Annotated in this window: 10 protein-coding genes; 2 read left to right on the plus strand and 8 right to left on the minus strand. The window is 56.1% G+C overall.

The features are described from left to right. Positions 1 to 58 precede the first annotated feature (58 nt). Positions 59 to 799 (minus strand): MerR family transcriptional regulator, encoded by a 741-nt coding sequence (locus ACFSW5_RS24945; RefSeq protein WP_379279619.1) that lies wholly within the window; start codon positions 797 to 799, stop codon positions 59 to 61. Between the two features lie 59 nt (positions 800 to 858). On the opposite strand from ACFSW5_RS24945, the gene ACFSW5_RS24950 reads away from it, so the two are divergent. After that, positions 859 to 1,053, plus strand: a complete 195-nt coding sequence (locus ACFSW5_RS24950) for a hypothetical protein (RefSeq protein ID WP_379279621.1) — start codon at positions 859 to 861, stop codon at positions 1,051 to 1,053. Between the two features lie 71 nt (positions 1,054 to 1,124). On the opposite strand, the gene ACFSW5_RS24955 is transcribed toward ACFSW5_RS24950, so the two are convergent. The 5 genes from ACFSW5_RS24955 to ACFSW5_RS24975 all read right to left on the minus strand — a co-directional run bounded on the left by ACFSW5_RS24955 (position 1,125) and on the right by ACFSW5_RS24975 (position 6,654). Next, positions 1,125 to 2,132, minus strand: coding sequence for a siderophore ABC transporter substrate-binding protein (locus ACFSW5_RS24955; RefSeq protein ID WP_379279624.1), 1,008 nt, complete (start codon positions 2,130 to 2,132; stop codon positions 1,125 to 1,127). Between the two features lie 162 nt (positions 2,133 to 2,294). Continuing rightward, a complete protein-coding gene (locus ACFSW5_RS24960; RefSeq protein ID WP_379279627.1) occupies positions 2,295 to 3,053 on the minus strand; it encodes an iron ABC transporter ATP-binding protein in 759 nt (252 codons plus the stop codon). After that, positions 3,050 to 3,994: an iron chelate uptake ABC transporter family permease subunit gene (locus ACFSW5_RS24965; protein ID WP_379279630.1), complete on the minus strand. Its 945-nt coding sequence runs from the start codon at positions 3,992 to 3,994 to the stop codon at positions 3,050 to 3,052. Before ACFSW5_RS24965 ends, ACFSW5_RS24960 begins: the two co-directional genes overlap by 4 nt. Further along, entirely contained in the window at positions 3,984 to 4,937 is a 954-nt protein-coding gene (locus ACFSW5_RS24970; protein WP_379279632.1) for an ABC transporter permease, read from the minus strand. The genes ACFSW5_RS24965 and ACFSW5_RS24970 overlap by 11 nt, the downstream gene beginning before the upstream one ends. 160 nt (positions 4,938 to 5,097) lie before the next feature. Further along, the gene (locus tag ACFSW5_RS24975; protein ID WP_379279635.1) at positions 5,098 to 6,654 is read right to left on the minus strand and encodes a helix-turn-helix domain-containing protein; all 1,557 of its coding nucleotides are present in this window, start codon (positions 6,652 to 6,654) and stop codon (positions 5,098 to 5,100) included. Positions 6,655 to 7,150: 496 nt separating this feature from the next. Here ACFSW5_RS24975 and ACFSW5_RS24980 point away from each other — a divergent pair, with 496 nt between their 5' ends. Continuing rightward, positions 7,151 to 7,783: a transcriptional regulator gene (locus ACFSW5_RS24980; RefSeq protein WP_379280230.1), complete on the plus strand. Its 633-nt coding sequence runs from the start codon at positions 7,151 to 7,153 to the stop codon at positions 7,781 to 7,783. A 355-nt stretch (positions 7,784 to 8,138) separates the two neighbouring features. Here the strand turns inward: ACFSW5_RS24980 and ACFSW5_RS24985 are convergent, their stop codons facing one another. Continuing rightward, entirely contained in the window at positions 8,139 to 10,178 is a 2,040-nt protein-coding gene (locus ACFSW5_RS24985) for an ABC transporter ATP-binding protein (protein ID WP_379280234.1), read from the minus strand. An 80-nt stretch (positions 10,179 to 10,258) separates the two neighbouring features. Next, the gene (locus tag ACFSW5_RS24990) at positions 10,259 to 12,007 is read right to left on the minus strand and encodes an ABC transporter ATP-binding protein (RefSeq protein WP_379279638.1); all 1,749 of its coding nucleotides are present in this window, start codon (positions 12,005 to 12,007) and stop codon (positions 10,259 to 10,261) included. Positions 12,008 to 12,392: the final 385 nt, after the last annotated feature.

Consider the following 12,392-nt stretch of genomic DNA (forward strand, 5'->3'; position numbering starts at 1 on the left):
TTGCCCCAAAAAACAAAAAGGCATTTCCCGCCGGAAACGCCCGTGAACGGCCTTATTTCTACTCCTGATGGGCCTGAGGAAACCCGGATTCGCTCCTTCCCGCTTCTTCGGCGAGCTCGATTAAGCGGTACAAGCAGCGGATCCCCCGCATCCGGCTGCGGTTGACGGCGTTCAAATACGCAAGCGAATCTTTGGCGATTCGGCGCGCCTGTTCGAGATTGTTGTAATCGAGCTCCCGGATCACTTCCTTGATCGTGTCCAGCGACCAAACGGCCGTGCGCAAGGTGGCGATAATGAGGATTTGCCGGATTTGCGTCGGGCTGAACGTCCGGTACCCGTTGCTCCCGTTCCGCGATACGGACAGCAGGCCCATCTTCTCCCAATGGCGGATCGCGGATGTCGGCACCATCGCTTCTTTCGCCACTTCCCCGATCGTCATCCAGCGTTTCCTTCCCCTAGCGTCCACATGGTCCAGTTCCTTCATATCGAGAGCCTGAATCGTCTTCTCGGCCTGCAGCTTCTCTTTATGCAGGTCCGCTTGCGCTTTGTTCACGATCCATAAGGCGCTGTCGACTTCCCCTTTCAGAAGCAGGCGCAATGCGTCCGCCGTCGTGCCCATACCGAAGCCGGCGCTCATGGCGCGGATGCACTCGAAATAGGCGACGTGCGTCTCGGTATAGAGGCGATACCCGTTGGGCCCTCTCTCTACCGGCGGAATAATGCCCCATTCTTCGTAATGCCGCAAGGCGCTCGTGCTGATCTGCAATTTTCTGGCGATATCGATCGGCCTAACGCTCAAACCGCCCCCTCCTTCGGCCTTGTCCTTTGCATAAACGTCACAACATTAAGGTATCAAAGATGCAGTGGAGGAACAACGGGCTGCGGGACCCGCTTAATGCCGGTCCTTCGGATACCGAAGGGGCCCACCATGCCGAAGACGATGCGGATGCCGGCGGACCGTCATCCGCCGCCCGCATTGCCGGGGGAGGTACGCCGGAAGACGCGGCAGCCGTTCCCGCTTCCCGTACCGCGCGTTGCTTGCGGGCCGAGTAGTGCCATAACGCAGCAAGGCCGGCCCCGACGCGTTGTCGGTAGCCGGCCTTGCAATTGAGTCGCCGGATTGCCTATTTCAAGCCGGCCGAAACTTCGTTCACCATTTCGCTGACGGACACGAGGCCGCCGCCGGACAAATACCAGTAGTCCGGATTCAAGTAAACGATCCGCCCGTTCTTATAGGCATTCGTGTTTTTCACGAGATCGTTTTCGATCACCTGCGCGGCCGGCTGAGCGGCTTTGTCGCTGGAGACGACGGCGTCGCGGTCGACGACAAACAGGTAATCCGGGTTTTTCTCCGCGATGTATTCGAAAGACACTTGGTTGCCGTGCGTCGTTACTTTAACGCTTGGGTCAACGGGAGTGAAGCCAAATACGTCGTGAATGATGCCGAAACGCGAGCCGGTGCCGAACGCGCTGACTTTGCCGGACGTGGTTAGAACAACAAGCGCGTTGTTGCCTGCCGCCGTCACCTTCTCGTTCAGCTCCTTGATCGAAGCTTCCACGGCCGCCAGTTCCTTCTCCGCTTCGGCTTCCTTGCCGAAAATTTGGCCAAGCGTCGTCACGTTTGCTTTAAACGATTCCATGTATTTCTCGGTGTCTACGCCCATGTAGATCGTCGGCGCGATTTTGTTGAACTCTTCGTACGAGTCCGCCTGTCTGCCGGAAATGATGATCAGGTCCGGCTGGATTTCCGCGATTTTCTCGAAGTCCGGCTCCATCAAGCCGCCTACGTTGACATACTTCTCGTCTTCGTATTTGGACAGGTAGCCCGGCAGATTGGAGGACGGAACCCCCGTTACTTCTACGCCCAGCTTATCCAAAGTGTCCAGCGTGCCGAAATCGAACACGACGACTTTCTCCGGGTTCGTCTTGATCTTGTGATCGCCGAAACGGTCGGTAATCGTCAGTTCGGCCGGAGCTGCCGACGCGGCAGGCGAAGGCGACGCTTCGCTGCTGGCTGTCGGAGAAGGCGACGCGGTGCTGCCCGCGCCATTGCCGGAGCCGCTGTTGCCGCCGCAAGCGGCGGTTACGATGGCGAACGCCATCAATACGAGCAATAAACTTAACTTTTTCATCAAAAAAACACCCCTTATTAAAATTGGTATAGTATGTTTAATGATCACAGGATATAAGAGCGGCCGCTTTCCATCCTCTGGGCCAGGCAATTGACAGCATCCCCCCTTTCAAGGATTGCCGGCCGGATGGAGCTTTTGCTCTATTTCCCGCAACGTCTGGCTTCAAGCGAAATAAACGCCGATCCGGTTGCCGCCGATCGTTTCGATCGGAATGTCCATATCGTAAATGCCGCGCAGCACGTCGCTGTCGATCATGGATTCGACGCTTCCCTCCGCTTCGACCCGCCCGTCCTTCAAAGCGACGATATGGTCGGAGTAGCACGACGCGAAGTTGATGTCGTGAATGACCAGCACGACCGTTTTGCCCAGCTCGTCGACCAGCTTGCGAAGCACCTTCATAATTTGGACGGAATGCTTCATATCCAGATTGTTGAGCGGCTCGTCAAGCAGAATGTAGTCCGTGTTCTGGGCAATGACCATCGCGATGAACGCCCGCTGGTTCTGCCCGCCGCTCAGCTGGTCCAGAAACTTGTGCTGCATATCCTGCAAATCCATATACCGGATCGCTTCGTCGACATGCTTCCAATCCTCGGCCGTCAGCCTTCCTTGCGAATAAGGGAATCGCCCGAAGCTGACCAGCTCCCGAACCGTAAGCCGGACATTCAGATGATTCGATTGCTTCAGAATCGACAGCTTTTTGGCCAGCTCGCCGCTTTTCCATTGGCCGATTTCCTTGCCTTCGACGATCACTTCCCCGGCGTCCTTGTCGATCAGCCGGCTGATCATCGACAGAAGCGTCGACTTGCCGGCCCCGTTCGGTCCGATGAACGACGTAATCCGGTTGTCGGGTATCGTCAGCGACACGCCGTCGACGACTTTTTTGCCGCCGTACAGCTTGGATAAACCTTTCACTTCAATCATGATTTATTCTCCCTTAAGAGCAAATAGAGGAAATAAACGCCGCCGATAAAATTGATAATGACGCTGAGCGTCGTCGAAAAGGTGAATACCCGCTCCACCAGCAGCAAGCCGCCGACCAGCGCAATGACGCTGACGAGGACCGCCGCAGGAATCAGAATGCCGTGACGGTACGTGTTCATGAACTGATACGTCACGTTCGCCACCAGCAGACCGAGGAACGTGATCGGCCCGACCAGCGCCGTCGATACCGCGATAAGCACCGCGATGACGATCAGCAGACGGCGGACGGCGTAATCGTACGGGATGCCGAGATTCACCGCGTGCTCCCTTCCGAGCGACAGCACGTTCAAATATTTGAACAACCGCCAGCCGTACGCCACGGCGGCAGCCGCCATCAGCAAGGACACGGCGAGCAGATCGCTGTCGATGTTATTGAAGCTGGCGAACATTTTGCCTTGAACGACCTGGAACTCGTTAGGATCGATAAGCACTTCCATGAACGTCGTCATGCTGCCGAACAACGTGCCCATCACGATGCCGACAAGCATGAGAAAATACAGGTTACGCCCTTCCCGCTTGAACAGCAGCTTATAAAGCAGCAGCACGAACAGCGTCATGCCCGCCAGCGAGACGAAGAAATTGATATGTTTGTTGACGATGGTCAGATGCATGGAGCCGCCCAAAAAAATGGCCCCCGTCTGAATAAGCATATAGACGGAATCGAGGCCGATAATGCTTGGCGTCAATATCCGGTTGTTCGTGATCGTCTGAAAGATCACCGTCGCCAGCGCAATCGCTCCGCCTACCAGCACGACCGCAATCATTTTGTCGACGCGGCGCGGAAAGGCGTAATCCCAGTTGCCGATATCGGTAAACAGGAAGACGGCGACCAGCGCTAACGCGGCGGCGGTTAGCCCGCCTATTTTCCACTTATAAGTCATAAGCCTTTCTCCTCAACAATAAATACAGGAAAATGCCGCTTCCGATCACCCCGACGGTAAGCCCGATCGGAATCTCGTACGGGTAGATGATCAGTCTGCCGATCACGTCGCACGCCAGCACGAAGATGGCGCCCATGATCGCCGTGGAAGAAAGGCTTTTGCGCAAGTTGTCCCCTTGGAACATCGTCACGATGTTCGGCACGACCAGCCCCAGGAACGGAATCGTCCCTACGGTGAGCATGACGACCGCCGACACGAGCGCCACGATCACAAGCCCGATATTCATCACCAGGCGGTGGTTAAGGCCCAGATTGACGGCGAAATCTTCCCCCATGCCCGCAATCGTAAACTTATCCGCGTACAGGTAAGCGACGGCGACGAGCGGGACGCTGACGTACAGCAGCTCGTAACGGCCGGTCATAATCGCGGAGAAATCTCCTTGAAGCCAGGTCGAGATGCTCTGGATCAGATCGTACTTGTATGCGAAAAACGTCGTGCCGGAGCTGACGATGTTGCCGAACATCAGCCCGACGAGCGGAATGAAAATAACGTCCTTGTATTTGACGCGGTCCAATATTTTCATGAAGACGAACGTCCCCGCCAGCGCAAAGACAAACGCGATTACCGTCTTCTCGAGCATGCCGGCCGATCCGAAAACGAGCATCGCGACGAGAATGCCGAGCCTTGCCGAATCGTCCGTGCCGGACGTGGTCGGCGATACGAACTTGTTGCGCGTCAGCTGCTGCATGATGAGTCCGATGATGCTAAGGCTCGCGCCGGACACGACGATGCTGATCAGCCGGGGCACGCGGCTCGACCAGAACACTTGGCTCTGGCTGTTGCTCATATTGAACAGATCCGACGGCGCGATCGGCTTCACTCCGATAAACAGCGACGCGACGGCCAACGCGATAAGCGCCGCGAGCAAATACGTTTTTTTCATGCGGTCATCGAGTCCTCGTATTCCTAAAATGTAAGAGTAATAATCATTCTCAATTGGTAATATTAAAGGAACCATCCCCTTGCGGGAATGGACATTTTTGCAATCCGGATGGACATTTTTATTGGCTGACCGGAACGGAAGCTTGAGCCGGGGGCGCAACTCAAGCTTTATCCAGCTTCAGCAAGAGCTGAACCGTCTCGTCGACCAGCCCCCCGTGCACGGAAGCGTTGTAGTTCAACACATGCGGGTAGCGGACGAACAGGCAGCGCTTCTTCCGCCGGTGGCGCCGCTGGCGGCGCCAGGACGCTTCCAGCTTGGCGCAATCTTCCTCCCGGGTGCCGTAAGGCACCAGGAACAATACATTCTCGCACTCGATGGACGCGATATCCGCAATCGAAGCCGTCTCAAGGTCCCGCAAATCCCGGATGCAATCGGGCGCCGACACTTGCAGATCCTGATAGAAAAAGTCCGTCATCTTCTTCCACCTCAGCCCGAATACCCGGTATCCTTCGTCGTACACTTGAACGAGCAGCACCGGCTCCTGTCCCAAGCTGTTCTTCACCTGAACGCGGGCGTTATGTACCCGGCTCTCGTATTGCGCCAGCCATCGCTCCGCGACCCCCGTCAACTCAAGCCGCGCCGCAATGCGAAGCAGCCGCTCCTTCCAGGAGTACTGCTTCCAGTTCAGCATCATGACCGGAGCGATCGCGGACAATGCTTCGTATAGCCCTTCCTCGAGCGGGCCGGTCAGGATGAGCTCCGGCTTGGCGGCGGCCAGCTGTCTCAGCGCCTCCTCCGGCCGCTCCTGCCAGCCGCGCTGAAAAGACAAATAAGGCGTAATGCCAAGCACGGACAAATCGCCTAAGAAGACCGGCGCCAGATTGGCGATTTTAATGCCGGCGAGCCGGGCGTATTCGGTTGGCGACAAGCCCATCTGTTTTTTAAACAAACGGCTGAAATAATATTCGTCGGGATATCCGACCGCGTGGGCCGATTCGACTACGGTCGAGGAGCGGCTCGCCAGCAGCCGGAGCGAAGCGTCCAGGCGAATCATCGTCAAATATTTATGCGGGCTCAGCCCGGTCAGCGCCCGGAACGCCTGGTAGAACCGGCTGGTGCCGAAGCCCGACGAACGGACGAGCTCGTCGATGTCGATCGGCTTCGGATAACGCTCGAGCATAAGCTGCTGCGCCTGCTCCACGTACGAGCGAAGAGCGGAGTCGGGTCCCGCGGGCTTCCGAAGCGACTGCAAATAACCGGAAGCGATGGCGTACAGATGCGATTGCAGCTCGCAGTAAAGCGCCGGATCCGGATCGCTGTCGTCGCAGTGGAAATCCTGCATCCAGCCGCTCGCCTGCGGCAAGCGGAAAGCATGGAAGCCGGACCGCGGGAACAAGCCGTCCGGGTCTGCTTGACGGCGGCTCGCTCCGGCAAAGGCGAAGCTAACGGCCACCGCCTCGCAGCGGCCCGGCGACTCGTTGCTTAGCGTGCATGGCGCGTCCGCAGGCACGAGAAACAACTCGCCCTGGAACGCGGTGCCCTTCATCTCCTCGCCGCCGGATCCAATCGTTACGTTCAGCTTCTGCGAAGCGACGAATACGAATCGATAATCCCGGGCAGGCCCCAGCGTGACGGACGCTCCCGGTGCAATCGCCACTTCTTCCTTATGGCGATAGGCAAGAGTCCATTGGCGAAGCTTGTCGACCGCTTGTGCCATGCGCTTGACCTCCTTTTTGGCTTATGGAAACGGCGCCGTATCGACAGCCTTGCACCCGATATAACGCGTTTCCCTCTTGCATCGTTTGAACGCTCTCTCCTCATTGCAGAAATTGTATAGAGCATTTATTCCGGTAATGATCCTGTACGATTAATAGTAAATAATAATAAGAATCATTGTCAATTATATCTGTTATCCTATTTTTGGACCCCGCCGGCATAAATGTACCGCCCGTAAACGCAGGCGGCGGCCGCCGGATCTCAGGTCATGTGCGTTATAACTAAACCCTTGTTTTTAGTGCAGCGGACCTCAAGATCCGTTCAATAAGCAGCGGAAGCTTGCACGGCGGCTTGTTGATTCCGGTCTAATCTCTGCTATACTGATGGTAACGGACATGAAGCACATGCCGCTTTGATACTTTTATGTATCGAGGCGGCATTTTTATTTTGATTGGAAGGGGGTGAATATCGTGTTCAAGAGAGAATATGAAATATGGATGCAGAAGCAAATCGAACTTGAGAAAAACCATAGAAGAAGAGAATTGCTGCAAAAAGGACTCAGCCACGGAACAGTAGAGCTATTGCGATTAATCTGGTATCCGGTCGTTGGCAACTTCGACCATTTGTATCCGGAGTGGGAGGTGCGGGATTACAACGGCGGATATCGGTATCTGGACTTAGCGTTCCTGCCCGGAGATGTTAAAGCCGATATAGAGGTTCAAGATTACCGGTCGCATGCCAGAGATCTAGATACGCATCGCTTCAAGGACTTGTGTCGCAGACAAAGCCTGTTGTCGCTTGATGATTGGATCTACTTGCCGATTGCGTATTTGTCGATTCGGGATGAGCCGGAGTTTTGCAGGCAGTTGGTTCTATCGTTCCTGGGGAAGTTTGTTACGTTCGATGTGGATTCCCGGTTGAATTGTCTTGAAGCAGAAGCGGTTCGATTCGCACGGCGCTTGCTCAGGCCGTTTACGCCAAAGGAGCTTGCATCGCATCTGCGTGTCACGGATCGTTACGCTCGGCAATTGCTGCATGGATTGGTTGAGGGACAATATTTACTGGTGTCGGGAGGAAAGAAGAGATATCGCTCCTATCAGTTGAATGTTGGCAAGAGCTTACGGAACTGAGAGACGTTATTCGTTTGATTTTGAGCATTTTTAAATTCTAACGGAACTGAGCGGCGTTAATACCGATATATCATTAAAAATCGCCTTCAAATTGTTGAATAACGGCGCTCAGTTCCGTTAGCATCCACGATCGTCCTCAATTTCAGAAATAAGGTCGCTGAGTTCCGTTAAGATTTGAACGCGGGACGAATTATGGTCCTTCGGGTCCGGATCTCCCGCTCATGCAACATAAGCATAAACGGCTTCGCCGTCTTGAACTGGCGTAGCGTAAAAAGAGCCTTTGCCGCGGTAACGGCAAAGGCTCTGGGACAAAAACTATGGTCGAACGCCATTTTCCAGGCGACCGCCCCGACGGCTACGCCGTTAGAATGGTACCTTGCTGCAGCTGGTACATCGCATAATATTTGCCGCGCTGCTCCAGCAGCTCGTCGTGGTTGCCGCGCTCGACGATCTCGCCGCGGTCGAGCACCAGAATCTGATCCGCCGCACGAATCGTCGACAGGCGGTGCGCGATGACGAACGTCGTGCGCCCGCGCTTCAGTACGTCCAGCGCCTGCTGGATGACGGCCTCCGTCTCCGTGTCGATGCTCGCCGTCGCCTCGTCCAGTATGAGGATCGCCGGATCGTAGGCGAGCGCCCGGGCGAACGAGATCAGCTGGCGCTGGCCGGCCGACAGCGTGCTGCCCTTCTCGATCACCGGCTCGTCGATGCCGTTCGGCAGCTGCATGAACATGTCGTACGCGCCGACGTCCTTCAGCGCCTGGACGATTTTCTCCCGGCTAATGTCCGGATTGTCCAGGCTGACGTTCGAGGCGATCGTTCCCGTGAACAGGAACGGATCCTGCAGCACAATGCCCATATGCTGGCGCAAATGCTGCTTCGGCATATCCCGGACGTCCTTGCCGTCCACCAGAATCGCGCCCTCGTTCGTATCGTAGAACCGGAACAGAAGGTTCAGAATCGAGCTTTTGCCCGAGCCGGTATGACCGACAAGCGCCACCGTTTCCCCTTGCGAAGCGTGGAAGGAAATCTTCCTCAGCACGTATTCGTCTTTTTTGTAAGCGAACGATACGTCCTTGAATTCCACGTCGCCCTTGTACCGCTCGATGCGGCCTTTGGCCACTTCGACGCCTTCTTCGTCCATCAGCCGGAACACCCGCTCCGCCGACACGCGCGCCGTTTCCAACGTGGAGAGCTGATTCACGATGCCGACGATCGGCGAGAACATCCGGTTCATATAATCGATGAACGCGTACAGCAGTCCGACCGTAACCGCCGCGCCTAAATTGTCGCCCCAGAACAGCCATACGACCAGCGCGAATATCAAGTTCCGGATCGTATTGACCAGGTTGTGCGACGTCAAGGAGTTCAGGTTCAGCAGCTTGTTCTGGTATTTATAATGGTAGTCGTTCATTTCGTCGAATTCCTGCATCGTTTCCTTCTGGCGGCGGAACGCCTGAATGATCGCCATGCCCTGAATCGACTCGTTGATCATCGCGTTAATTTCGCTCAGCTTCGTCCGGATGATCCGGTTATAGCCCACCGCGAACTTGCGGTAAAGAATGACCCACAGGAACAAAATCGGAACGATCGGCAGCGCAATAAGCGCAAGCGTCGTATTGAGCATAAACAAAGCGCCGATGACGGCGACCATATAGACGATCCCGTTGACGAACTGAGCCAGCACCTGCACGTACAGCTCGCGAATCGTCTCGGTATCGTTCGTGATGCGGGAGACGACCTGGCCGGCGGCCAGATTGTCGTAATATTTGACCGGCAGCCGCTGCGTATGGGCGAAGACGTCCTGACGCATCTGCTGCACGATCCGGTTCGCCGAGAACTGCAGCAGCCGCTGCTGCCCGTACGTAAACGCGCCGACCAGCAGCAGCAAGCCCAAATACAGCAGCCCGAGCCTGACGATGGCCGGAATTTCCGGTTCGTAGAACCGGAACAGCTCCGACCTCGTCAGCTGCGTAACCGGATAAACAGACGAACTTCCCGTATCCGGGTCGGTGACTGTCATTTGGCCGCCCTCCACCTTCCGCGAACCTTCCTCGCCCGCAAGCGAGCCTTCAAGCCAATAATAGCTTGCGCCCGCCTGGAGCACGCGCACCTCCGCGCCTTTCGCCTCTCCGGGCTCAAAGTGGTCCTCGCGCTTATACCACTTGCCTTGGTACGAGACGGCGTAAGGCTGCTCGCCTTGCACCTCGTGCCACTTTTTCTCGATGCCGAGAATATGAACGTCAATCATTCTTTTGGCGATGAAAGGCCCCGCAAGCTCCGTGCACGCCGCCAAAACAAGCAGCGCGATCGCCATCAGAATCGGCTTTTTATATAACATTGCGTATTGAAACAACCGTTTGCCCGTCTTGGGCGAAACTTCCGTCACTTCCATTGAACTCACTGGTTTAAGACACCTCCGTCCCTTGCCTTGCGCCGTCCCTTGGAGCGGAACGGCTTCGTCTATCGTTGCGTTTATTGCTCCAGCTCCGACTCCAGCTGCTGGCGCTCGTATTGCTCGCGGTACCAGCCGCCCTGCAGCAGAAGCTGCTCGTGCGTCCCTTGCTGGACGATCCGCCCGTTATCCAGCACGATAATCAAATCGGCATGCTGCACGGCCGACAGCCTGTGCGTCGTAATGAGCGTCGTCTTGCCTTTGCGCTCGGTGCGGATGCCTTCGATAATTTCCGCTTCCGTCTTGCCGTCGACCGCCGACAGCGCGTCGTCCAGCATCAGAATCTCCGGATCGGCGATAAGCGCCCGCGCGATGCTGACGCGCTGCTTCTGGCCGCCCGACAGCGCGACGCCCTTCTCCCCGACCATCGTGTCGAGGCCGTCCGGCAGAAACGCGATGTCCTTGGCGAACGAGGCGCGGGCAAGCGCCCTTTGCAAATCCTCTTCGCGCCGCTCTCCCTTTACGCCGAAAAATATATTCTCCCGGATCGTCTTCGAGAACAATATCGGCTGCTGCGGCACGTAACCGATCCAGCCGAGCAGCTCCTCGATCTTCAGCCGCTCGATCGGCACCCCAGAGATCGAGATCGTGCCTTCGCCAAGCGGATATTCCCGCAGCAGCTGCTTCAGCAGCGTCGTCTTGCCGCTGCCCGTTCGGCCGACGATGCCAAGCGTCTGCCCTTTGCGAAGCATAATCGAAACATCGGACAAATTGTCCGTCACCGAAGAAGGATAGCGGAACGTGACGCGGTCGAACTTGATCGCCTCCGGCGTGCGGACCGATTCCGTCGCTTCCGCGTCTTCCACTTCCGGCTTGTAGCCAAGCGTCTCGTTGACGCGGTCGAGCGAAGCGTTCCCCCGCTGCATAATATTGATCAGCTCGCCGATGGCGAACATCGGCCAGATAAGCATCCCGAGGAAGACGTTAAACGTGACGAGCTCGCCGAGCGTAATTTCGCTGCGGAACACCAGATAAGCGCCGTAGGAAATCCCGATCAGATAGCTCATGCCGACAAGCACTTTAATAATCGCTTCAAACAGCGAGTCGATTTTGGCGACCTCAAGGTTTTTGTGGAGCACTTCCCCGGTCTTCGCCGCGAATTGCGCCTTGCTCGCCTCCTCCCGCACGAAAGCGCGGATGACGCGAACGCCGGCGATCGATTCCAGCACCTGGTCGTTCAGCTCGCCGAACGAATCTTGCGCTTCCATGAAGCGCTCGTGGATTTTTTTGCCCAGCTTCGTCATGACCAGCGCGATGAAAGGCAGCGGAATCAGCGACACAAGCGTCAGCTTCCAGCTGATCACCCCGGCCATCATGATCAGAATCGTCAGCATAAAAGCGCTGGAATCGATCAAGGTCAAAATGCCGAAGCCCGCCGTCAGCGACACCGCCCGCAAATCGTTCGTCGCGCGGGCCATCAGGTCGCCGGTCCGGTTCCGTTCGTAAAAAATCGGCGTCATCTTCAGCAGATGCCGCATCAGCCGGTTGCGCAAAATGCGCTCGAGCGCAAACGCCCCGCCGAACAGCTGGTAATGCCAAATGTAAGATACGACGTAGCCGACGGCCGTTACCGCCAGCATGCCGCCCAGAATAAGATAAAAGTCCGGCTCCGACAGCCGCCCCTGCGAGATGCCGTCGATCGTATACCCGATCAGCCTCGGCGGGATAATGTCGAGAATGCCTGCGATAATCAGCAGAACGATCGCAACCGTATACCTTTTCCAGTTTAATGCAAAAAACCAGTCCAACTTCTTTAATACTACAAACATCGGATTGCTTGCACCTCCCGTATTTCATCCGAGCCGCCTGCTTTCTCTTCCATCGGGACTGCCCATAGCGAGCCGCTGCAAAAAAAAGGAAGCGTATCGCCGCAAACGATACGCTTCCTTTCCGCCTTTCGGGCCGTTTGCTCAGTCGAGCCGGTCCAAAAAGACAAAAAGAGGGCGCATGATTACGGTGAACGTAGCCATGCGCCCTCTGCAGACGGGTAACCCCTTCATATCAGTGGGAAAAGACGCTCGGATGGATTACGTTCATTTTTTGTTTTGCTTCGAACATTCCATTCATCATAGGGTGAAGTACAGCAGCAACGTTACTCATGATTCGTAATCCTCCTCTCAAAATAATGAAATCTATTTGACACTTTACCATCGG

This window comes from Paenibacillus thailandensis (genome assembly GCF_042685365.1).
GTDB lineage: Bacteria > Bacillota > Bacilli > Paenibacillales > Paenibacillaceae > Paenibacillus_AP > Paenibacillus_AP thailandensis.